19 protein-coding genes and 1 pseudogene are annotated in these 21408 nt (G+C 64.2%); 8 read left to right on the top strand and 12 right to left on the bottom strand.

What is annotated here, in order from left to right; translation table 11 throughout:
* The first annotated feature begins 59 nt into the window (after window positions 1–59).
* On the top strand, window positions 60–620 hold the full coding sequence (locus AC1DR7_RS00945; protein WP_457322150.1) for a sce7726 family protein: 561 nt from the start codon (window positions 60–62) through the stop codon (window positions 618–620).
* Here the strand turns inward: AC1DR7_RS00945 and AC1DR7_RS00940 are convergent.
* From AC1DR7_RS00940 to AC1DR7_RS00925, 4 genes are all read right to left on the bottom strand, one after another.
* Window positions 617–1636, bottom strand: a complete 1020-nt coding sequence (locus AC1DR7_RS00940) for a beta family protein (protein ID WP_478053122.1) — start codon at window positions 1634–1636, stop codon at window positions 617–619. The genes AC1DR7_RS00945 and AC1DR7_RS00940 overlap by 4 nt on opposite strands.
* A 587-nt stretch (window positions 1637–2223) precedes the next feature.
* Window positions 2224–2493, bottom strand: coding sequence for a hypothetical protein (locus AC1DR7_RS00935; protein ID WP_478052335.1), 270 nt, complete (start codon window positions 2491–2493; stop codon window positions 2224–2226).
* Between the two features lie 233 nt (window positions 2494–2726).
* Window positions 2727–3431 (bottom strand): hypothetical protein, encoded by a 705-nt coding sequence (locus AC1DR7_RS00930; RefSeq protein WP_478053097.1) that lies wholly within the window; start codon window positions 3429–3431, stop codon window positions 2727–2729.
* An 861-nt stretch (window positions 3432–4292) separates the two neighbouring features.
* Window positions 4293–5423, bottom strand: a complete 1131-nt coding sequence (locus tag AC1DR7_RS00925) for a HEPN-associated N-terminal domain-containing protein (protein WP_478054823.1) — start codon at window positions 5421–5423, stop codon at window positions 4293–4295.
* Window positions 5424–6007: 584 nt separating this feature from the next.
* Between AC1DR7_RS00925 and AC1DR7_RS00920 the strand changes: the two genes are divergently transcribed.
* Window positions 6008–8632 (top strand): AAA family ATPase, encoded by a 2625-nt coding sequence (locus AC1DR7_RS00920; RefSeq protein ID WP_478076361.1) that lies wholly within the window; start codon window positions 6008–6010, stop codon window positions 8630–8632.
* Window positions 8633–9089: 457 nt separating this feature from the next.
* Here AC1DR7_RS00920 and AC1DR7_RS00915 read toward each other — a convergent pair.
* Window positions 9090–9935 (bottom strand): annotated as a pseudogene (locus tag AC1DR7_RS00915) (YifB family Mg chelatase-like AAA ATPase); the annotation flags it as partial.
* 162 nt (window positions 9936–10097) lie between these two features.
* Here AC1DR7_RS00915 and yidA point away from each other — a divergent pair.
* Together yidA and AC1DR7_RS00905 are read left to right on the top strand one after the other, a co-directional pair.
* Window positions 10098–10937, top strand: coding sequence for a sugar-phosphatase (yidA, locus tag AC1DR7_RS00910; protein ID WP_478051717.1), 840 nt, complete (start codon window positions 10098–10100; stop codon window positions 10935–10937).
* A 73-nt stretch (window positions 10938–11010) separates the two neighbouring features.
* The gene (locus AC1DR7_RS00905; RefSeq protein WP_478076360.1) at window positions 11011–11580 is read left to right on the top strand and encodes a DUF6438 domain-containing protein; all 570 of its coding nucleotides are present in this window, start codon (window positions 11011–11013) and stop codon (window positions 11578–11580) included.
* 45 nt (window positions 11581–11625) lie between these two features.
* Here the strand turns inward: AC1DR7_RS00905 and ubiK are convergent, their stop codons facing one another.
* On the bottom strand, window positions 11626–11886 hold the full coding sequence (gene ubiK / locus AC1DR7_RS00900) for a ubiquinone biosynthesis accessory factor UbiK (protein WP_478051716.1): 261 nt from the start codon (window positions 11884–11886) through the stop codon (window positions 11626–11628).
* Window positions 11887–12009: 123 nt separating this feature from the next.
* On the opposite strand from ubiK, the gene AC1DR7_RS00895 reads away from it, so the two are divergent.
* Window positions 12010–12348 (top strand): P-II family nitrogen regulator, encoded by a 339-nt coding sequence (locus AC1DR7_RS00895; RefSeq protein ID WP_038685739.1) that lies wholly within the window; start codon window positions 12010–12012, stop codon window positions 12346–12348.
* 19 nt (window positions 12349–12367) lie between these two features.
* Here the strand turns inward: AC1DR7_RS00895 and AC1DR7_RS00890 are convergent, their stop codons facing one another.
* Window positions 12368–13021 (bottom strand): RIO1 family regulatory kinase/ATPase domain-containing protein, encoded by a 654-nt coding sequence (locus AC1DR7_RS00890; RefSeq protein ID WP_256774751.1) that lies wholly within the window; start codon window positions 13019–13021, stop codon window positions 12368–12370.
* Between the two features lie 199 nt (window positions 13022–13220).
* A complete protein-coding gene (locus AC1DR7_RS00885) occupies window positions 13221–14177 on the bottom strand; it encodes an alpha/beta hydrolase (protein WP_457318325.1) in 957 nt (318 codons plus the stop codon).
* A gap of 219 nt (window positions 14178–14396) precedes the next feature.
* Here AC1DR7_RS00885 and AC1DR7_RS00880 point away from each other — a divergent pair, with 219 nt between their 5' ends.
* Window positions 14397–15302: an aspartyl/asparaginyl beta-hydroxylase domain-containing protein gene (locus tag AC1DR7_RS00880; RefSeq protein WP_256774749.1), complete on the top strand. Its 906-nt coding sequence runs from the start codon at window positions 14397–14399 to the stop codon at window positions 15300–15302.
* A gap of 203 nt (window positions 15303–15505) precedes the next feature.
* Here AC1DR7_RS00880 and speE read toward each other — a convergent pair whose 3' ends face one another.
* Window positions 15506–16360, bottom strand: a complete 855-nt coding sequence (gene speE, locus AC1DR7_RS00875) for a polyamine aminopropyltransferase (protein ID WP_256774748.1) — start codon at window positions 16358–16360, stop codon at window positions 15506–15508.
* 191 nt (window positions 16361–16551) lie between these two features.
* Here speE and speA point away from each other — a divergent pair, with 191 nt between their 5' ends.
* Entirely contained in the window at window positions 16552–18441 is a 1890-nt protein-coding gene (gene speA, locus AC1DR7_RS00870; protein WP_457318323.1) for an arginine decarboxylase, read from the top strand.
* Between the two features lie 187 nt (window positions 18442–18628).
* Complete coding sequence (locus tag AC1DR7_RS00865) at window positions 18629–18952, top strand: DUF6122 family protein (protein ID WP_457318322.1); 324 nt, start codon at window positions 18629–18631, stop codon at window positions 18950–18952.
* 124 nt (window positions 18953–19076) lie between these two features.
* Here AC1DR7_RS00865 and AC1DR7_RS00860 read toward each other — a convergent pair whose 3' ends face one another.
* From AC1DR7_RS00860 to AC1DR7_RS00850, 3 genes are read right to left on the bottom strand one after another with little or no spacing between them, the layout of a single operon-like run.
* Window positions 19077–20402 carry a sensor histidine kinase gene (locus AC1DR7_RS00860; protein WP_478051386.1) on the bottom strand — a complete coding sequence of 442 codons (1326 nt, stop codon included), beginning with the start codon at window positions 20400–20402 and terminating at the stop codon, window positions 19077–19079.
* Window positions 20399–21061, bottom strand: a complete 663-nt coding sequence (locus AC1DR7_RS00855; RefSeq protein ID WP_256774744.1) for a response regulator transcription factor — start codon at window positions 21059–21061, stop codon at window positions 20399–20401. The genes AC1DR7_RS00860 and AC1DR7_RS00855 overlap by 4 nt, the downstream gene beginning before the upstream one ends.
* Window positions 21061–21363 carry a PepSY domain-containing protein gene (locus AC1DR7_RS00850; protein ID WP_478076359.1) on the bottom strand — a complete coding sequence of 101 codons (303 nt, stop codon included), beginning with the start codon at window positions 21361–21363 and terminating at the stop codon, window positions 21061–21063. The genes AC1DR7_RS00855 and AC1DR7_RS00850 overlap by 1 nt, the downstream gene beginning before the upstream one ends.
* Between the last annotated feature and the right edge of the window lie 45 nt (window positions 21364–21408).

Here is a 21408-nt window from a genome sequence, read left to right as displayed (position 1 = left end):
AGTGCATATAAGCATAACTATGATATCCTCCCGCTGTACACCCCTCCGCCCTGGTTCCCATGAGAGAGCTACAGATCAAACAGGCTTTGGCCGGCCATCTGGCGAGGCAATCTGCTGTCCAAGCGATCTCGCTGCTGGAAGAGCTGCGGCTGCACGGTGGGGAGGTGCGGGCCGATCTGGTGCTGGTTGAGGATATGCATTGCTTTGAGATCAAGAGCGAGGCCGATAGCCTGGCCCGGCTGATCAATCAAGGCTCTCGTTACGGCTGGGTCTTCGATCGGGTCACCTTGGTCATGGCCCCCTGCCACGTGGCCAAGGCGATGGACCTGTTGCCGCCCTGGTGGGGTGCAATGGTGGTCGACGCTGAGACGGGTACGTTCCAGTGCTTGCGCGAGGCGGGCTTGAATGTCCGGCACAAGGCCGCATCCCTCGCTTCCATCCTGAACAAGGAGGAGGCATTGGAGGTACTGCGCTTGGAAGGGCAATTGAAAGGCTGGAAGAGCAAGAGCCTGTACCTGATCCAGCAGCACATCACCGAGACGCTGAGTCTGGAGGAGATCAAGGCACACATTCGCACTGCGCTGCTCGTGCGGGCGAACAGCGCAGTGGCGCTCCACTAATACTGTTTTTTCAGCACATAGCTGATGTGATGTGTCCAGAACTCAGAGATGTGCAGATGGCCGCCGGCTTTGTTCTTCAGCGGAACGGTTGGATCGACCCGATCTGCAATCAGACGATCGCCGAATGAGAACGGGGCTCCGAGGAATTCATTGGCATACACCGTGGTCATGACCTTGGAGATGGCGATCGACTCGGCCTTGGTGGCGTTCTGGCCGCGTATGATGCGCCACTTGTCATCCAGGGCGTAGCGAATGATGACCCGATTGCCTCGCCGCTTGAGCGTCTCTTCGGACCAGTTGGGGTTGAGCGGTCCATAGTCGGCGAAGCCAATGAGCGTGTCCGGTGCCAACGCATTGATCTGCGTCCATAGCTCCCAGTCCTTGCGCTTTACTTCGCCAGCACCATTGATGTGAGCCAGCGATGCAGGGAAGGAGCCCGACGCAAGGTGCACGTGCTTGAAGCCCTGGCCCTTCAGCGCCTGCAGGGAAGCCGCCAGCACCGGTCGGTTTGCAGCAGAGATCGCCGGTGTCTGGCCCAAGTCGACGATGAGTCGCTCCACCCGTTGTCGTAGTCCGGGGACTTCAAGGGCGGCCTTAACAATTGGGATTGCGTCTGGCGCATCGCCTGGCTCAGCCAGGCGCAGACGAAGGGCAATCTTCCTGTTCCCTAGGGATGGCCCAATGGCCGGGAAGTCCTTTGCCGCGGTGACGGGGTTGAGGACCGGCGTGACCAGCTTGCCTGAGCCGCCTACCACCTTTAAGAACTCGTTGAGTTCCTTGATGCGGCTGGCATTGAGGTCGCCATCCGGATTGGAGTAATCAATCAGCGCTGGCTGCTTCCATACATCAGCATAGGATTCGAGCATGGATGCGTGCTGCCCAGGCAAGCGAACCTCGATGCACGGCAGGGTTCGCCCCACCACTGGAGCAACCAGCTCGGACAATGCGCGCTGCTCGAATTTCTGCCACTTGATGATCGGAACATATTGCGGATGCGTGTCGAATCGAGCCGCCATGGCCCCCTCCTTGGCAGTTAATATGTCCTGGCGAGCCATTGGTGGACATCGCCAGCAATATCACTCCTGAAGGAAACTCCCTCCATGGAGTAGCCCAGATACTCTTAGGGTTTTGAGAAAGAGTCAAATCACCCGACCCAAAGACCGAGCGCCATTTCATTTAGACAAATGCCGGCTTCTCTCCATGCTCTTCAGCTGGCAAGCCCGTAACCCCGCACCGGTGCCCAATGCAATTGACACGGAGTGTGTGATGTCCGCAGCGGTACGCCACCGCCCAAAAATTTTAGGCTGGAAGCCGTAAGCCGCAGCAGTGGTACGCCGTTGGTTGCTCCGGCGGGGGGGGTGACGAACGTCTGCGGGGACGGATCATGCCTGGGCAACGGGAGTCGGCCTCAAATTATTGCGTCAAGTACTGAGGGCGCAGTTCTGTGATAAGTAGCTCCTGATCCCTAAACGTTTTGGGTCAGGACAGGCATCGGCAACCATCCACCGCAAGCAGCGTGCTTGGAGGCCAATCCGTCTTGAGCCAGGTTGTAGTAATCACAGGTCGCCAGGCGCTGGTGTATCCAGCGCCTGAGTACCCACCATCATTGGCTCTGTGGCGACACCTCCTTCGTCAGGATGGGAGGTCGACGGAACTCGATGCGGATGTCCAGGCATCCGGACTGCTGATAGTCCGTAATCTTGAGGATGTGCCCGTCCTTCAAGGCTTGCTGGGCAAGCGCGAGAAGCGTTTGGTGCTCTGAGGCGTCCTTGCATGCTACCAGGACGGTGTCCTGCCTGAAGCATGTTGCACTCAATTGTTTGATGGATGTTGCTGCCGCTGCTGCGGTCTCAAGGTTGCTATTTGATTTCATAGGTTTCTCCTGTTCGAATTCAAAGCCGATGTGCTGGCCTCAATATTTAGGGGAGAATTATTTTTCTGTAACAACTCTGCTGCTATCGGCTGGATCAGTTGTCATACGACCGACATCCCAGTCCGAGAGGACAGTCGCTTGCAAACCCGAACCTCCTGCCGGCGGGCCTCGCTTCGAGATGCACTCATTGAGTGCATCTGGGTGAAGCGGGTTCAATCTGATCCCTCTATGTATCACCGGTCGTGCTCGTCATCTTCTCGACTTCCGAGTGTCGGCCCACGCCAGACACTGCGATCCTCACGATGAGCAGGGGATTGGGCACGTTCTTGAAGAGGTTCCAGAAGTTGCTCCAGCGAAGAGCTCGTCCGGATCTTGAAGCTATCGTCGCTTTTGGCCACGGCAAGCCAGGTCGCATCCCTTCCACCTCCGCCTTGCTTGCGATACGAGGCCAGCTTGCGCAGGTACGCCTCAAGATCACCGGGCGGCAGGCCAATCTTCTTCTTGGCTTCTGGAGATTTGTCGCCGACCAGACCCACGAGGCCCAGGATCAGGCGATGGCACTCCATCTCAACCTTGGACTTACCCAAGCCCAACGCGGATGCATAGGCCACAGCGAACAGATCGATTCCATCGGACGTTGACCGGCTGAAACACAACATGTGGGCCCTGCGGGAGGCGACCTTCAGCAGCGTGTCACTATCAAAGGCCTGCAGCGCTTCCTTGCTCCATTTCTCCTTCTCCGAGTCGATGGTCCCCTCCTCGCGCTTGAATTCCAGGGCCAGGCACCAGTCCGCCCCGACCACGAGGTCACCGAACGTCCCGTCCAACGGAGTTTGCTGGAATAGATTGGCTGGCATGAAAATTCCGGCCTTCCCGCATTCAACGCCCAGCGCGAAGACGAACGCGCCCAGGATCTGGTTCTCATACGGTGTACCCATGCTGTCGCACTTCCCTGTTCCAAAGTGATTCTCTGATCCTAGCGATTAGAGCTTTCAGGGACTGTAGGGCGGTTCCTTACAGGCGCAGCCAGCGCCTCGCCACCGCCACGAGTTGGGGGTACGGCCTTTGGTGGGCGTGACATCGAGGGAGTACGCTGCGCCTTGCATCGTCCTTCGGCGGACTGTCAGCGTGCGCGGACAGTCCCGGCGCCGACGCAATCTCAAGCTGTGCGACGCCGGATACTGACAATCGCTTAGGCAACCACGAGATGGGAGGGGATCATGGAACGAGGAAGCTGGGTGGTGGTGCGAGCGTATGGTCCAGCTGCGTCGCTGCTTGTGCTGGCGGCGCTATGTGCAGCGATGCTGTCGGCATGGCCCCAGCGACCCCTGCTGGCGGGCCTGGAATCCATGGCCAGCTTGGTGCCGGTGGGGCTAGTGGCCGCAAGCCTGGGGTTGATGGGGATGGCTACCTACCGGCTGCACCAGTGGGAGCGTGGTGCGGGCCATGACTGCTCTCATTGCGGTGGACCGCTCGGCCCCGAACGGGCTGGCCGTGCCCGGATGGGAGGTGCCTATCGGCGCTGCTATGCCTGTGGCTCCAACGTCAATCATCGACACTACCAGTAGCCGGCAATAACTGGCCGGTCAGGCTCTGTCCAGATTCAACCACTTGAGCGCAGTGGCTTGACTCACGAGGATGGCGTAATCCGGTCCGGTGCGGTGCCGCCAGCGGCAATTTTGGCGAGATGAAGAAGCCGGTTGATGGTGAGGTTGACCGAAGGTCGAAGCCCGCAAGAAGAGGGCCATGGCCAAGTGGGGCACGTAGATCCGACGCAGACGGTGGGAGGAGCAGTGCATTCACATCGAGACGGCACTACCAAAAGAAATAGCCTTGAACCGATTGTGGTCGAAGGGGCTCCCTGACGGGAAAAGTACCAGATTGACGCCGCCTTGGTGGGCGGCACTCGGGAAGATTAGACCGTCGATGGATACGCCATCGCCTCGGGAAAAAGACTGAGCCACGTACTCACAAACGATCTGCGAGGGGACGTAGTCGATATGTTCTCTGCCATCCTTATGGACAGGCTGTGTGATTGCCGTCACGAAGCCGGTTAAGAACAGCGCCCTGACACGCTCAGCCCTTAGGTCAGTTGCAAAGACAGACGGCGCTCTAGGAAGCTTCACGAGGTCCACAACGTTAAGCAATCTCTCGGTACGGAAGACCGCGGTTGCAGGCAATTTGCCCTCGGGAACCTCGCCGATCTCCGCAAGGGCGGTTTTCACATCGAACGCTGCATAGAAGTACGGGATGCCGGCAGGGTTCATGCGGCCGGCTGAGGCAGCCTCTTTCGGAGGCGGCCCCATAGTCGAGGCTGATACCGCCACGGATCCGTCGGCCGGAAGGTACCTTGCCCTGTAGAGTTCCGTTCCAATATCGAGCGTCCTGATCAGCGAGCCTACTTCCCCACCGACGACGTCCAGCATGTCGGCGACGGGTATCTCCTGCGAGTCCCTATCGGTACAAACGTTTCGGAAGTTGAATCGAGTCTGATGCTTCACCGCATAAGAGAAGCTCTTCCAAGAGTGGAGCATGAGCTCCTCGTCCTGGACATCCGCCCAATGCCCGCGCGCAGCTTCAACCCAGTATCCAGTTACATCAGCCCCGACAATATCCTCCCGCAGCTCGTCGGTCGGATAGAAGCCAAGCTTTTCCAGAACCTCGTCCGTGTCGAAGGTGGGTACGATCCATGCTCCTTCCATCCAGGGAGTGCCCGCGTTTGCAGGTTCGGCGTAGTACCTTCCCAGCACTTCATAGAGGTGTTCTTGGACGTGTTCGACAGGAAGAACAAGGATGTTGCACCTGCCGCAGTAGTCGCACTCGCCTTCGCCAATGTTGGCTCTCGACAGTCGCCAGACATCCTCCTGATTCAAACATTCCTCGCAGGTGCTCCGCTGGATAGAGCTCCAGCCTCTCTCCTGATCCTCCATCCATTCGTGCTTTGCCCGTCCCATCGTTACGCCCTCGAGCGCCCCATGCTGGCGCGAGTATAGCCACAGCGAACAGTGGTCTCCCGCTCGAGCGTGCTCCCCGAACCTTGCTCCTCGGCGGCCGGTCTTTGGGGCAGCTTCCCAAAAGACGGCCAACTCCTAAGCCGGTCCCAGGCACTGGGTAGCAATTACTCATCTCCGAGGCTATTCAGTTCCGGGTGTCCAGTTGAAGGGCCTGCGTCCTTCAAGCTGCAGAGGGGCGTGGCAGCACGCGCAAGGCGCTATTGGGTCGGAGACCATAGTTCGTGTCGAAAATGAGCCATAGTTTGTGCAGATCGAGGCGTTTGAGGTACCAACTATGGTGTACATGTACCGCATAGTTCGTTCATGTCGAAGGGTTATGCTTTTAAACCATAGGCTAAGCAAATCTCCAAATGTGGCCCCTTTAGTGCATAGTTTGTGCACTTAGGTCGATTCGGCCGATCACGAATAGAAGCAACACCCGCCTGTGAGCATGGCGCTGGCGGCTGATCAACAAAACCCGGGGGCGCAACCGACAGCGTCCTTCTGTGTAGAGGGGCTGCATGGCGAGCATTCGTTCCGAGTACCACCGCTTCCTGGCGCACCTGGCGCAGCGACAAGTGCACGACGATGTGCGCCGACTTGCGCACCTGGTGCTGAATCACTTGCAGTCACTGGCTGAGGTTGGCGCGGCGGGCCGCAGGCGATCCGGCCGCCTAGCGCCGCTGGCCATAGCCAACTTGGCGCAAACTCCGGTGGCGTACCAAGGAGACGGCCACGGCCCCGACGCTGGGCCGGCGCTTGGTCGCCTTCTTCAGCTCGAGGTGGGCCCGTTCCGCGGGTTCATGCGGCAAGAAACGTTCGACCTCAGCCATGACATCACCTTGGTCTATGGCGCCAATGGCACGGGCAAGAGCAGTTTCTGCGAGGCGCTGGAAGTTGCGATGCTCGGGTCCATCAGCGAAGCCCAGGTCAAGCGAGTCGACCAGCGTACCTACTGTAACAACGCCCGGCTGCGGCGCCATGTCACGCCCGTTCTCTCTTCCGGGGCGGCAGAGCGGGCCCAAGTCGTGCAGCCCGACGAGGCGGAGTACCGCTTCTGCTTCATCGAGAAAAATCGCCTCGATGATTTCGCGCGCATCGCGGCCCGTACACCGGGCGACCAGCGACAGCTCATTGCCACCCTATTCGGCGTGGATCAGTTCAGTGACTTCGTGCGCGGCTTCAATCCCACTCTCGACCAAGACCTGATGCTTGCCGGAGTCCAAGCCGCCCAGCTAGCGCAGCGGCGCTTGCAGTTGGCGAATTCCGAACAGACGATTGCCGCCTATCCACAGAAGATCGCAGCGATTGAGGGCATGGAACAGGCGTTGGCGCAACGCATGCCGCCCGACGCGACGTACCAGGGCTGCGTCGACTGGCTGCTTGGCACGCCTCAGCAACAAGGGCGGCTTCCGTACGTGCAGGCGCAACTCGTCGCCGTCCCTCCAGCGGTTCATGAAGTGACACGGGCACGTCTGCAGGGTTTGCTAGACGAGGCGTACCGCCTTCAAGGCCTGTGGCGGGCCGCCACCGAGCAGTTGGCCGCGCGTGCCGGTGACGTGTCGTATGCCAAGCTGTACGAGGCGGTGCTGGCTCTGGCCGATGGCGCAACCGCCTGTCCCGCATGCGGAACCGGGTTAGCTGCGGTGGCCCAGGACCCCTTCGCCAAGGCACGAGCGGGCCTAGAGCAGCTCGCGCAGTTGGCCGCCCTCCAACAGCAAGAGGCCGGCTTGCGCACGCAACTGAGCGAGGCGGTGCGGGTGCTGTGGGAGGAGATGCGTCGCGTGGTCACGGCGGCGGCAGCCGCGTGTCCTGCCCAGCTGCAGGCGGCGGCGTTGCCTCTACTGCCCCCAGCCGCCACAGGTGCCTGGCTGGGCGCATGGGTCGATGGCGACCGCCGCGGATGGACTGCGCTGCTGCAGGTCGCCGAGTTCATCGAACGTGCCGACGCGCAGTCTCGCGAGGCACATGCCTTGCGTGGAGCGCTGGCTCAGGAACGAGATGTCTTGGACCAGCAACGGCTGGAGATCGAGCGGCTGAAGACTCTGCGCACGACCGCAGACCAGGAACTGGCCACCGCCCGGCAGACCGTGGCCCAGTTCGTTGAGGCCAACCGTGCCCTGATCGATGCTGCCGCGGCCGAAGTGCCGGTCATCGCGCACCACCAGCGCATCCAGGCCGCCTACAGCGGCTACCTGCCTGAGATCCAGGCCTACCTGGCGGCCTTGCCGGGCCTGCTGCTCCAGGGCCTTGGAGAGCAGGCTYGCAACCTCTACAACGCGTTCAACCGCGCCGATCCGCCCGGCGACCTGCTGCATGCGTTGTGGCTGCCGGTCGCCGAGAATGGCAAGATCGAAGTCGAGTTCACCGGCGAACCTGGCGTGCGCTATGACGCGTTGGTCGTCTTTAGCGAGGGGCACATCAAGTGCCTGGGACTGGCGATCCTGCTGGCCAAGAACATCGCACAGGGATGCCCCGTGGTCATCTTCGACGACGTCGTCAACGCGATCGATGATGACCACCGTGACGGCATCTGGCGCACCTTCTTCGAGGATGGCGTGCTCGACGGCAAGCAGGTCATCCTCACCTCGCACGCCGAGGAGTTTCTGCACCGGATTCAGCAGGAACTGGGCGCTCGCCGCGCCGGAGCGATCAAGCGCTACAAGTTCCTCCCGCACCAGGGTGAGCACGAACTGCGCGTCGACAGCGACCCGCCGACGAAGAACTACGTACTGTTGGCCCAGCAGGCGCTGGCGGACGATGAGAAGCGCGAGGCCTTGCGACAGGCACGGCCCGCGCTAGAAAGCTTGACTGACCGCCTCTGGACATGGCTTAGCCGGCGGGGAGATGGGCGCCTTGAGATCAAGCTCGGCGGACCTCGCTCGCCATGGGAACTGAACAACAAATGCAGCAAGCTGAAATCAGCGGTAGCTCGCGTTGCGGTGCAGTATCCCGGTGCACAGCAAGCGGTCGACGCACTTACCGCTTTGCTTAGCGTCAACGGGGCGAGCATTGAATGGGGATACCTGAACAGTGGCGTGCACGACGCGCAGCGCGATCACGAGTTCGACCGAGCTACTGTGCGAACAGTAGTGGATGCAGTCACTGCCTTGGATGACGCGTTGGAAGCACTGCGGAACCCCTGATCGACAGTACGCCCAGAGCAGAACACCATAGTTTGTCCAAAGTGCACAAACTATGGTGTTCGCCCTACTATCTATCTGACTGCAAAGGAGATGTCCCAACCTATGGAGAAGCCGCAGAACTAGGGGCAATTCGCGCAGTATCGGCGGCGTACGTTGAATTCAAACCCATTGGGGACTGGGGGCGTGAACTGGGCCGTTTCTGATAGCTAGGCGCGGGGTTGTAGCGCAATCGCTCAGTCTTCGCAGAAGGCGTATGCCTTGGTCAAGGCGTTGTCAGTTCGGCCGCGCATGGACGATGGTGCGCGGCACTATGGCCAGTTGACTGGATCAGAGCTATCTGTCGCCGGAAAGTACCCCAATGGTTGCTGTATCGGCTTGGCCCAATAGGGTTGAGAGCGGAGGGCTTTCGCTAATGTCAGTCGCGCATTTCATGACCTAGTCGCGTTAATCGTGACTCGTGACAGCCGCCCCCCACCAGCGACGCAGCGCTGGCGGTGTGATGCGGCGATCGGTAAGGCCGTTGCCGCCAACGCGCGGCGTCGATGCCGTGCCCACCGCAAGCGGTCACGGTGGCCGTCTCCAGCGCTTCGGCGTCGGTTGCATCGGGCAGGATGCCGGGCAGCCGTGACGCCAGCAGGGTCTTGCCGCATCCCGGCGTGCCGATCAACAGCAGATGGTGGCCACCTGCCGCGGCGACTTCCAATGCGCGCCGCGCCAGCGGCTGGCCGCGTACGTCGCGCAGGTCCGCCATCGGCGAACCGGCAATGTCCACCGGCATGGCGCGCGGAAGCTCGCGTTCGCCCAACCCGGCACAGACCTCCAACAGGGTGCGCGCCACGCGCACGTCGGCATGCCCGGCCAGCCCGGCTTCGGCCGCGTTCTCCGGCGGCACGATCAGCGTGCGATCCAGGCGGGCGGCGGCCAATGCCGCGGGCAACACACCGTTGATGCCACGCAGTTCACCGGTGAGGGCCAGCTCACCCAGGAACTCATAGCGCGACAACACCTGCGCATCGATCTGCCCGCTGGCGGCCAGGATGCCCAGCGCGATGGCCAGGTCGAAACGTCCACCTTCCTTGGGCAGATCGGCCGGTGCCAGGTTGATGGTGATGCGCCGCTGCGGAAACTCGAACTGCGAGCAGACGATGGCCGCACGTACCCGGTCGCGCGATTCGCGCACGGCGGTTTCCGGCAGGCCCACCATCTGGGTGTGCGGCAGCCCGCCGGAGAGCAGCACTTCGATACGCACCGCGGGCGCGTTGACGCCGGCGCGGGCACGGCTGTGGACGAGCGCCAGGCTCATGCGGTTACCACGGTTGCTTGGGATGGGGGCGATGATGGCGGCTGCGCGCAGGCCGGTATGTAGGCATTCGCACCGGCCTACCGTCGGGCTTCTGCGGTCGCGGACGTTCATGCGCTGCCGCTAGACTGGACATCCCCCTGCACCGCCCGAACATTGAACCTGATGGATATGCAACACCGCCCCGACCCGGTCCACCTCGTCGCCATCGACATGGACGGCACCCTGCTCAACCCGGCCCACCAGCTTACGCCGCGTGTTAAGCAGGCCATTGCCGCAGCCCGCGCGCAGGGTGTGCGGGTTGTGCTGGCCAGTGGCCGACCGGTGTCCGGGCTGGCGCCGTTCCTGAGCGAACTTGGCATCGAGGGCGATGCGGAGTTCTGCATCGCCTGCAACGGCGCGGTGGTGGAGAACCTCGGCAGCGGCCAGCGCGTGGTCGAGTACCCGCTGAGCTTCGAGGACTTCATGTTCTGCGAGCGCATCGCGCGCGATCTGGGCATCCACTTCCAGGCGATGGATGGACTGCGCATCTACACGCCCAACCAGGACATCAGCATCTACACCGTGGCCGACTCGCACCTGTCGCATGCGCCCCTGTCTTACCGGCGGGTGGAGGACATGGACCCGGCGATGCAGTTCATCAAGCTGATGATGATCGACGAGCCGCACGTGCTGGACGCGGCAATCAAACGCCTGCCATCGGAACTGACCGATCGCTTCGCGGTGCTCAAGAGCGCCCCGTTCTTCCTGGAGGTGTTCGACCATCGGGCGGGCAAGGGGCCGAGCCTGCAGAAACTGGCCAAGCACCTGGGCGTGGATGCGGCCAACGTGATGGCGCTCGGCGACCAGGAAAACGACCTGACCATGCTGCAGTTTGCCGGCACCAGCGTGGCGATGGGCAATGCGATCAAGGCGGTGAAGCAGACCGCGCGCTTTGAGACCGCGTCCAATGCCGAAGATGGCGTGGCGTTGGCGATTGAACGGTTCGTATTGCGGGGCGCGTAAGCCGCTGCGTGAGCTGTCAACGACTGCAGGTCGAAGGATGCATTAAAGTCGCTCCTGACAGGGATGCAGGACGATGCCGATGCAATTGCAGGACGCAAAGGAATACGGGTTGTTCAAGCGAGGCGTCATCGCTTCCGGTGCAGCGCTGCTGCTCGCGCTGGCGGCATGCTCCAGCCCGCAGACGCCTCCCCGCGAGGCCGACCTGATCGATCAGATCACGCTCAAGCGGCGTGCCTGCTACGGCACGTGTCCGGTGTATGAGGTGAGCGTGGCCAGCGATGGGTCGGTTCGCTTCATAGGCCAGGGATATGTACAGCAGCACGGCGTGGCCCACGCAACGATTGCCCCTGAGCACTGGCAGCGACTGCTGACCGCGGTCGAGGACGCCGATTTCTTCTCGCTGCAGCGCCGGTACGCGCCCCACGATGGTTGCATTGAGGGTATGACCGACCAGCCGTCCTACCGGATAAGTGTCAGCCGGGCGGGCAAGGTAAAGCGGGTGGTGGTCTACGAAGGGTGCAAGAGCACGCCCGCGCTGGAAGCGGCCTCACGTCTGGGCCGCATGATCGATGCCGAGCTGGGCACCGCACGGTGGATCGGCAGGGGATGCGAAGTCGGCAGCGTCGAAGCGTGGTGCTATTGAACAGGGCGGCTCCCGCTGGGCTGCCCGTGTATGGTCCGGCGCAGATTACTCACCTGACGCACCACTCCCACGCGCTTCCAGTTCGGCCACCACCTTCTCCAACGCCTCCAGCTTCTCGCGTGTCCTGAGCAGCACCGCGCGCTGCACGTCGAATTCCTCGCGCGTCACCAGGTCCAGCTTGCCCAGACCGGCCTGCAGGGCGGTCTTGAAGGTGGCCTGCAGTTCTTCGCGCGACTGGCGCAGGCCCGGCGGGACCATGTCGCTCAGGCGGCGGGCCAGGTCATCCAGGTGGTTGAGGTCGATCATGCTGTGCTCCGCGGGGTATACGCTAAGGATAATCCCCGGCGCGGCTGCCGGCACTGGGCGGGTGCATCGCGTTCACCGGCCGACAGGCGTTATCCTCGCTGCGCGATTACAGGAGCCAATCAGATGAAGATGGTCATGGCGGTGCTCAAGCCGTTCAAGCTCGACGACGTGCGCGAAGCGCTGGCCGAGCGCGGCGTCACCGGGATCACGGTCACCGAGGTCAAGGGCTTCGGGCGGCAGAAGGGCCACACCGAGCTGTATCGGGGCGCGGAGTACGTGGTCGACTTCCTCCCCAAGGTGAAGATCGAGGTGGCGGTCACCGACGGCCAGGTCGAGGAAGTAGTGGAGGCCATCGTCAAGGCCGCCGGCACCGGCAAGATCGGCGACGGCAAGGTGTTCGTGTACGACCTGGGCAGCGTGGTGCGCATCCGCACCGGTGAGCTGGACGCCGACGCGCTGTAAGCGCGCCGGATGGCCACGCTCAGGCGTGGCCCTTGAACCAGCGGTAGAAGCGCTTCCAGCCCACGCGCACGGCCGCCACCCAGCGCGGGTCGGCCACCTGCGCAGCCTCCGACGCGCTGGGGCGCTCGCCGGTCAGGCGCTGGCGCATCTTGAGCAGGTTCTTCATGTCGCTGCGGCGAAGCTGGCGCGAGACCGGGTGCACCGGCAGCCAGCGCGGGCTGCGCCAGGCCGAGGTGAAGTCCACCAACACCGGCACCCCGCCGCTGACCATGACGTTGGTGCCGTGCAGGTCGTTGTGGGTGATGCCGGCCGCATGCAGGCGGGTGAGCGCGTACTGCAGCTGTTCGAAGACCTCCACGCCCACCGACTGGGCCGCGCTCAGGGTCTGGCCGGGAATGAATTCCATGCCCAGCGCGAGGCCGCCGACGGTGCCCAGCAGGGCAGGGGCATGCTTCCAGCCGCTCAGGCGCTGCAGGATGCGCGCCTCGCGGCGGACCAGCAGGCGCGCGAGCGGCGACAGCGGCGTGCCGCGGTAACGGGTGTAGTCCTTGACCACCGCCGGCTGGCCGTTGAGGCAGGTGCGGTAGACATCGGGTTCAAGCAGGCGTTCGCCGCGCTTGAGCAGCTCGGCGGGGGCGGTGTCATCGACACACGAGGCAACGAGAGTGTTCATAGGGGTCTGTGCGACCCGGCGGTCGGCGCAATGCGTCAGGCGTACCGGTGCTACTGAAGGGTGATTACTAAGATTTCGTTAATTTTAGTACTCGCCGGTACACCAATCCAGCGTTTGTCGGAGAAATGTCGTAGCCCGGTGTGGAACAGTTCGTCACGCCGAAGCGGACAAACTTGTATCGTTTGAAGGAATGTTGTTTTCAATCAGACGCTTGGGAGACGGGGGTCTGGGCAATGCGCTGGAGGAACGGAAGGAGTGCGTCGCGCAACTGGTCCAGGCCGGGCTGCTCGATCGGGAAGTGGCCGCATTCGGCCAACAGCACCCGCTCGCGGGGGACGGCCAACCGGTTGAAGAAACGGTCGCTGATCTCTACGGGTGTCCACGCGTCGCGGGCGGGATGGACCATCAACACCGGGCATCGCGTGAACTGTTCTGGTTCCCGTGCCGGCGGGGTGTCGAACAGGGACGCCAGCAGGCCCAGTGGTACCCGGTTGCCACCGCCCAGCCGATCGCGGCATACCAGCGCCGATAGCGCGGGATTGCGCGACATCCGTTGCATGTGGGTGAACCAGCGCACGGGGATGCGCAGCCCGCGGGTCACCCGGCTCAGGGGACGCAGGGCAGGCAGCAACCGGCGCATCCAGGGCTGGCGCACCAGCGCCGCCTGCACGACCGGATCGCGCGGGTCGGCCAGGGTGGTGGCCACCAGCCCGTGCACTCTGGGCGATTCGGCCGCCACCAGGTAGGCCAGATAGCCGCCGATGCTCGCGCCCAGCAGCACGAATGGCCGGGCGCGCTGTGCATGCTCGGCTTCGATCAGTGCGAGCAGGCGGTGCTTCCATGCCGCGTAATCGACCTGCGGCCAGCGTGCCGGGCTGAGCCCGTAGCCCGGCAGGTCCGGCGCCAACACTTCGTAGCCGGCCACCGCCAGCCGCTGTGCCAGCGGCGCAAACATCCGTCCGTAGCCGCCGGCGCCATGCACCAGCACCACGCTCATGGCGGCGTCGGCGGGGCCATGGCGGTCCAGCTGCAGCACGCCGGACGGGCCGTCGACGCGGCACGCGCGAGGGGCTGCCGCACCGGCGACCGGATCGAAAAATGCTTGGTAGGCCTGGCTGAGGGGAGGGTAGGGATCGTTGTGGGCAGGTCCGTGCATCGGGACAGTCTAGGCGCTTGGTTCAGCCACGCCGCGCTGGCCACCCCCCAGTCCGTGCTTGACCGGGAGGCGGGCTCTGCCGACCATATGCCGTTATCTGCGCCATCGGCGGCCGCCCCCCACTCCGGCACGTCCCCGCCCCCTGCCGCCTTATCGATGCCGGCTCCTGCCGTGCATCGCCCCCACCTTTTCGGTTCCGGCCCTGCCGGAGGAAGACTGATGATCAAGATCGTGCTGGCAGTGCTGTTCATCGCCTGCGTGCTGTACATCCATTACCGCGGCAAGGTCCGCGCGCGCTGGTCGCGCCAGTTGCTGGACCACTCCAGCTTCATGGCTCCGATCAACGTGATCATGTACGCGTTTTCCAAAGTGCCGACCACGCCGTTCCTGGACCCGGGCAAGGAATTCCCGCAGTTGGAGCCGCTGCGCCAGAACTGGCAGATGATCCGCGACGAAGCCCTGGCCCTGCGCGATGCGGACAAGATCGCCGCGTCCAGCACGTTCAACGATGCCGGGTTCAATTCGTTCTTCCGCCGTGGCTGGAAGCGCTTCTACCTGAAGTGGTACGGCCCCTCGCACCCGTCGGCCAAAGCGCTGTGCCCGCAGACCACCGCGTTGCTGGAATCGCTGCCGGACGTGCGCGCGGCGATGTTCGCCCAGCTGCCGTCGGGCAGCGAGCTGCGCCCGCACCGCGATCCCTTCGCCGGTTCGCTGCGCCTGCACCTGGGTCTTGCCACGCCGAACGATGATGCCTGCTACATCGAAGTGGACGGCATCCGGAAGAGCTGGCGCGATGGCCAGTGGATGATGTTCGATGAGACCTACATCCACCATGCGCACAACGAGACCCCGGACGATCGGGTGATCCTGTTCTGCGACATCGCCCGCCCGCTGCGCTTCGGCCTGCCGAGCCTGTTCAACCGCGCGGTGGCCTCCACGCTGCTGGCCGGCGGCGCCTCGCCGAACCTGCCGGGTGATCCCACCGGTGGGGTCAACAAGGCCTTCGGCAGCGTCTACAAGGTGCGGCTGAAGGCCAAGGCGCTGCGCGAGCGCAGCGTGGTGGCGTATCAGGTGATCAAGTGGGGTCTGGTGGTGGCGGTGATCGCGGGCATCTGGGCGATTTGAGCGCATGGCTTCATGGGTTGCCGGCCAGCGGCCGGCACTACCGGAACAAAGAAAACCCGCGCTGTTGCCAGCGCGGGTTTTTCTTGGCTGCAAGGTAGCGCCGAGCCATGCTCGGCTGCGGCGCTCGCGATGCATCGGGCCCAGGCTTGCCGAGCTTGAGGCAGCCGAGCATGGCTCGGCTCTACCCCTCCCCTATCGACCGATCAGCCCTTCAGGGCTGAAGCCACGAACGGCGGAGTCACCAGCACGCCGGTGTGCAGTGCGGCGGTGTAGTACAGGGTATCGAACGACTTGGCGGCCGAATCGGCCTGGCGGAAGTCGAAGCTGCTCTCGCCCTTGCGGGCCAGGGTCACGCTCCACCAGCCGGTCGGGTAGCACGGCTGCGGGAACGGCAGGGTCTTGAACGCACCGAAGCCGGCCTTGCCCATCTCGGTGCGCATTTCGTTGATGAGGTCCAGCTGCATCAGCGGTGATTCGGACTGCTGCACCAGGATGCCGTCGTCCTTGAGCGCCTTGAAGCAGCTCTCGTAGAACGCCTTGTTGAACAGGCCTTCGCCGGGGCCGACCGGGTCGGTGGAGTCCACGATCACCACGTCCACGCTGCCGGCCGGGCAGTTGGCCATGTAGGCCACGCCGTCGTCGAACATCAGCTCGGCGCGCGGGTCGTCGTTGGACTCGCACAGTTCCGGGAAGTGCTTGCGGGCCATCACGGTGACCTGCTCGTCGATGTCGCACTGGGTGACGCTCTCCACGCCGGTGTGCTTGAGCACTTCGCGCAGGGTGCCGCAGTCGCCGCCACCGATGATCACCACGCGCTTGGGCGCGGCGTGGGTGAACAGCACCGGGTGGCTGATCATCTCGTGATAGAAGAAGTTGTCCTTGCTGGTCAGCATGATGGCGCCATCGATGGTCATCAGGTTGCCCCAATCGGTGGTCGCGAAGATCTCGATCTTCTGGAACGGCGACTGCACTTCATCGAGCTTGCCCTTCAGGCGGTAGCCGATGGCCGAGCCGGTGCGCTCGAAATGCTCGATGTACCACTTGTTGTTGTCAGTCATGGAATAGCAATCCTGTTCGGAGGGTGTTGGAGCCGGGCTGGCGGCGGTGCCGCGTGGCGCAAGCCACGTCCGGACGGGTTGGCCCGTTCAGGTTTCAAGCCTGAGCACGGGCGCGGGCGCGCATGATAACGGAGCTGTCGCCACATAGGCGTTATCATGCACCCCCTTTTTTACCAACCAGGCCCACTGAAATGACCGATTGGTCCCTCGACCAAGCCCGCAAGACCTACTCGATTCCGCATTGGGCGGATGGCTACTTCGACGTGGATCAGGCAGGACACATGGTGGTGAGACCGACTGGCCAGGACGGCCCGGTGGTGTCCTTGCCCAAGATCGTCGACGCCGCCCGCGCGGCCGGCGCCAAGCTGCCGCTGCTGGTGCGCTTCCCGGACATCCTGGGCCAGCGCCTGGGCAAGCTGCAGGCCGCGTTCGCGCAGGCGCAGACCGACTGGGACTATCCGGGCGGCTACACCGCCGTGTATCCGATCAAGGTCAACCAGCATCGCGGCGTGGCCGGCACCCTGGCCAGCCACCACGGCGAAGGCTTCGGCCTGGAAGCGGGCAGCAAGCCCGAACTGATGGCGGTGCTTGCGCTGTCGCGCCCGGGCGGGCTGATCGTCTGCAATGGTTACAAGGACCGCGAGTACATCCGCCTGGCCCTGATCGGCCGCAAGCTGGGCCTGCAGACCTTCATCGTCATCGAGAAGCCCTCCGAGCTGAAGCTGGTGCTGGAAGAATCCAAGGCGCTGGACGTCAAGCCCGGCCTGGGCGTGCGCATGCGCCTGGCCTCGCTGGGCGCGGGCAAGTGGCAGAACAGCGGCGGCGACAAGGCCAAGTTCGGCCTGTCCCCGCGCCAGCTGCTGGACCTGTGGAAGTCGCTGCGCGACACCGAGTACGCCGACTGCCTGAGCCTGCTGCATTTCCACATGGGCTCGCAGATCTCCAACGTACGCGACATCGCCAACGGCATGCGCGAGGCCACGCGTTACTTCGTGGAGCTGTCCCAGCTGGGCGCGAAGATCACCCACGTCGACGTGGGCGGTGGCCTGGGCGTGGATTACGAAGGCACCCGTTCGCGCAGTTTCTGCTCGATCAACTACGGGTTGGCCTCCTACGCCAGCAACATCGTGCAGCCGCTGGCCAACGCCTGCGAAGAACACGGCCTGACCCCGCCGCGCATCGTTACCGAGTGCGGCCGCGCGATGACCGCCCACCACGCGGTGCTGATCGCCAACGTGTCCGAGGTGGAGCAGGCGCAGGAAGGCCGCGTGCCCGACCAGCATGACGACGAGCCGGCGGCGATCCGCCACCTGCGCGAGATCCATGCCGAGCTGGACGAGCGCCCGGCGGTGGAGCTGTTCCAGGAAGCGCAGCATTTCCATGCCGAAGGCCTGTCCAGCTACGCGCTGGGCCAGATCGACCTGCCGCAGCGTGCGCGCATCGATGACCTGTTCTACGCCATCGCCCATGCCGTGCGTGCGCGCCTGAGCTACGACGAGAAGAGCCATCGCCCGGCGCTGGATGAATTGAACGAGCGGCTGGTGGACAAGTACTTCGTCAACTTCAGCGTGTTCGAATCGATCCCCGATGCCTGGGCGATCGACCAGGTGTTCCCGATCGTGCCGATCGAGCGGCTGAACGAGCAGCCGGAGCGTCGCGGCATCATCGCCGACATGACCTGCGATTCGGACGGCATGGTCAAGACCTATGTCGAAAACGAAAGCCTGGACAGCTCGCTGCCGCTGCATGCGCTCAACCACGGCGAGAGCTACCGCATCGGTTTCTTCATGGTGGGTGCCTATCAGGAGATCCTGGGCGACATCCACAACCTGTTCGGCGATACCGATGCGGTGGAAGTGCTGGCCGGTGACGATGGTTATGCCATCACCCAGCAGCGTCGCGGTGACACCACCGATGTGATGCTCGACTACGTGGGTTACAGCCTGGCCGATCTGCGTGCCAGCTACGCCGAGCGCGTGGCGGCAGCCGATCTGTCGCCGGCGCGTGCGCAGGAGTTGTCCGAGGCGCTGGAAGCGGGGTTGACCGGGTACACCTACCTGTCCGACGAGCCGCTGGCGTGAGGGGCGGGCAGGTGACGTCGGCGACGGCGGGTGCCGTTGCCGACGCTGCCTGCCGTGTTGCGGAGGGCGCCCGCTTGAAGGGAGGGTATCCCTTGCGGCCCGACGTCTTGTTGGGCGTGGCGTGCAGTGCGGTGCCGAGCATGGCTCGGTACTACCGGGCGGTTGTGCCTCGGCGTTGGCCGTTGGCATGAGCGCGCGGGCCATTTTCCATCTCGTGTTGCATGCGGCCGTGCCGGCGCTGCTGGCATGGCTGTTCTGGCGCAAGCGGTTCCTGTCGGCGTGGGGGTTGCTGCTGCTGGGCTGGATCATCGATCTGGACCATCTGCTGGCCGACCCGATCTATGTCCCCAACCGCTGCAGCATCGGGTTCCACCCGCTGCATACCGCGCCGGCGATCGCCGTGTATGCGGGACTGTGCGTGCCGAAGAAGACACGGTTGTTCGGTATCGGGCTGATGGTCCACATCGTGCTGGATGCGATCGATTGCTGGTGGATGCACCACGCCCGGTAGAGCCGACCGTTGGTCGGCTGCCGTTGGCTCCCCGTARAGCCGACCGTTGGTCGGCTGCCGTTGGCGAAAAACCACACACGCTGCGCGTGCCAGCCGACCAACGGTCGGCTCTACCGGGCGTTTGTCATCCCGCCGGCAACGTCAACGTCGCCCTCAAACCCGGACCGGCATTGGCCAGCACCAACGTGCCGCCGTAGCTCTCGGCGATATCGGCCACGATCGCCAACCCCAGACCACTGCCGGCCGCGCGCTGGTCCAGCCGCACGCCGCGTTCCAGCACGCGCTGCAGGTCCGCCTCGGGCAGCCCCGGGCCATCGTCCATCACCTCGATCCGCAGCGTGCTGTCGATGTGCCGCAGGCGGATCGCCACGCGGTGCGCGGCCCACTTGCCGGCATTGTCGAGCAGGTTGCCCAGCATCTCCTCCAGGTCTTCGCGGGCGCCGGCAAACAGGCCATGCGCGTCCGGGTCCTGGTCGAACACCAGGCCACGCTCGTTGTGCACGCGCTGCATCAGCGTGCACAGCGCGTCGATCACCGGCGCCACCACAGTGCGCTGTTGGCTGTCGGCACCGATGCCGGCGGCGAGGTAGCGGTCGATGCTGAGCTGCATGCGCGCGGTTTCGCTGCGCAGGGTCTGGCGCCAGTCGCTGCCATCGCCTTCGGCCTCGGTCACCAGCACGGTCAGCGGTGTCTTCAGCGCATGGGCCAGGTCTTCGGCGCTGCGGCGCGCGCGCACCACCATGCGCTGGTGATGGTCGAGCAGGTCGTTGAGCTGCGCGGCCAGCGGCGCGACTTCCTTGACCAGGCCGCGCTGCGGGAAGCGCACGTCCTGGCCATTGCGGACCTGGCCGGCGATGCGGCCCAGCTCGGCCAGCGGGCGCAGGCCGTAATGCACCTGGGTGGCCAGCACGGCGAACCACAATGCGATGAGCACCGCCAACCCGAGCGCGGTGCGCTGGCGGAACGCGCTGACCTGCGCGTCCAGGTCGCTGCGGTCGGTGGCCACTACGACCCGCAACGGCGCAGGCACGCGCGGCAGCGTCACCTGCTGGGCCAGCGCACGCAGCGGCATATGCAGCGGGCCGGTGGTGTCGAAGGCTTGGGCGGGTCCGGTGCGCAGTGACGCCGGGGCGGGCAAGGTCTCATCCCACAACGAACGCGATTGCCCCAGCGCCTGCCCGCGGGTGTCCTGCACTTGCCAGTACGTGCCGGAGAACACGCGCTGGTAGCGCTCGTCGAACAGTTCCCGGCGCAGCTGCAGGCGGCCCTGCGCATCGCTTTCGGCCAGCGCCAGCACCGCGATCAATTCATTGCCCAGACGCTGGTCCATCGCTGCACGTGCGGAGCGCTCGTACATCGCCCCCAGCCACCAGGTCGCCAGTGCCGAGACCAGCACCAGCCCGACGCCACCGGCGAGCAGCAGGCGGGTGCGCAGCGAGCCGGTGTTCATGGCTGCGCCGACAGGCGGAAGCCCTGCCCGCGATGGGTGTGGATGAGGTCGCTGCCGAGCTTGCGGCGGATCCGGCCGATCAGCACGTCCAGCGTGTTGGAGTCCGGATCGAAACCGGCCTCGTAGACATGTTCGCCCAGGCGCGAGCGGCTGATCACGATGTCCGGGTGGTGCATGAAGTAGCTGAGGATGCGGTACTCCTGCGGGCTCAGGTGCAGCAATTCGCCATCCAGTTCCAGGCGGCCGGCGTTGACGTCCAGCAGCAGCGGCCCGCACTGAAGGCGGGGGCTGGCATGGCCGGCGCTGCGCCGGATCAACGCGCGCAGGCGCAGCAGCAGTTCTTCGGGCTGGAAGGGCTTGGTGAGGTAATCGTCGGCGCCGGCATCGAAACCGGCGAGCTTGTCGTGCCAGCGTGCGCGGGCGGTCAGCACCAGCACCGGAAAGCCGCGCCCGGCCTGGCGCCAGCGCTCGATGATGCTGAGCCCGTCCAGCCCGGGCAGGCCCAGATCCACCACCGCCGCAGCGACGTCTTCGATCTGGCCCAGTTCCTCGGCGGCGCGGCCTTCGGCGCAGTGCAGCACCACATAGCCGGCCTCTTCCAGCAGGGTCTGCAGGCGGCTGGCGAGCAGCGCATCGTCTTCGGCAAGCAGGATCCGCATCAGTCTTCTTCCATCTTCAGCAGGCGGCCGGTGGCTGCATCGTAATCCAGCTCCATCACCACGCCGTTGGCGCCCAGGATCTCGATCTCGTACTTGCCGTCGTCCAGCTCCACCTCCACCAGCTTGCCCGGGTAGCGGCGCAGCGCGTCGGCCACCACCTGCTGCAACGGCACCAGCCGGCCCTGGCGGACCGCCTGGCGCACGGCGTCCTGCTGGTGGCTGCCACCGTCGAGGACGCGCACGGGGTCCTGCGGGGCGAGCGCCAGCAGCACGGGAAACAAGAGGGAGGTGGCCAAGGTCATGGCAACGGTATACGCGGCGTGTCTAAACATTGTCTAACAGCCGGG

The sequence above is a fragment of the Stenotrophomonas sp. P5_A9 genome, assembly GCF_056400525.1.
Note: the sequence above shows the minus strand (reverse complement) of the source record. Positions and strands in the feature narration are given on the sequence as shown.

Coding starts and splice junctions, on each gene's coding strand:
- AC1DR7_RS00945 (WP_457322150.1), top strand. CDS start 60: ATGAGAGAGCTACAGATCAAACAGGCTTTGGCCGGCCATCTGGCGAGG.
- AC1DR7_RS00940 (WP_478053122.1), bottom strand. CDS start 1,636: ATGGCGGCTCGATTCGACACGCATCCGCAATATGTTCCGATCATCAAG.
- AC1DR7_RS00935 (WP_478052335.1), bottom strand. CDS start 2,493: ATGAAATCAAATAGCAACCTTGAGACCGCAGCAGCGGCAGCAACATCC.
- AC1DR7_RS00930 (WP_478053097.1), bottom strand. CDS start 3,431: ATGGGTACACCGTATGAGAACCAGATCCTGGGCGCGTTCGTCTTCGCG.
- AC1DR7_RS00925 (WP_478054823.1), bottom strand. CDS start 5,423: ATGGAGGATCAGGAGAGAGGCTGGAGCTCTATCCAGCGGAGCACCTGC.
- yidA (WP_478051717.1), top strand. CDS start 10,098: ATGGATATGCAACACCGCCCCGACCCGGTCCACCTCGTCGCCATCGAC.
- AC1DR7_RS00905 (WP_478076360.1), top strand. CDS start 11,011: ATGCCGATGCAATTGCAGGACGCAAAGGAATACGGGTTGTTCAAGCGA.
- ubiK (WP_478051716.1), bottom strand. CDS start 11,886: ATGATCGACCTCAACCACCTGGATGACCTGGCCCGCCGCCTGAGCGAC.
- AC1DR7_RS00895 (WP_038685739.1), top strand. CDS start 12,010: ATGAAGATGGTCATGGCGGTGCTCAAGCCGTTCAAGCTCGACGACGTG.
- AC1DR7_RS00890 (WP_256774751.1), bottom strand. CDS start 13,021: ATGAACACTCTCGTTGCCTCGTGTGTCGATGACACCGCCCCCGCCGAG.
- AC1DR7_RS00885 (WP_457318325.1), bottom strand. CDS start 14,177: ATGCACGGACCTGCCCACAACGATCCCTACCCTCCCCTCAGCCAGGCC.
- AC1DR7_RS00880 (WP_256774749.1), top strand. CDS start 14,397: ATGATCAAGATCGTGCTGGCAGTGCTGTTCATCGCCTGCGTGCTGTAC.
- speE (WP_256774748.1), bottom strand. CDS start 16,360: ATGACTGACAACAACAAGTGGTACATCGAGCATTTCGAGCGCACCGGC.
- speA (WP_457318323.1), top strand. CDS start 16,552: ATGACCGATTGGTCCCTCGACCAAGCCCGCAAGACCTACTCGATTCCG.
- AC1DR7_RS00865 (WP_457318322.1), top strand. CDS start 18,629: ATGAGCGCGCGGGCCATTTTCCATCTCGTGTTGCATGCGGCCGTGCCG.
- AC1DR7_RS00860 (WP_478051386.1), bottom strand. CDS start 20,402: ATGAACACCGGCTCGCTGCGCACCCGCCTGCTGCTCGCCGGTGGCGTC.
- AC1DR7_RS00855 (WP_256774744.1), bottom strand. CDS start 21,061: ATGCGGATCCTGCTTGCCGAAGACGATGCGCTGCTCGCCAGCCGCCTG.
- AC1DR7_RS00850 (WP_478076359.1), bottom strand. CDS start 21,363: ATGACCTTGGCCACCTCCCTCTTGTTTCCCGTGCTGCTGGCGCTCGCC.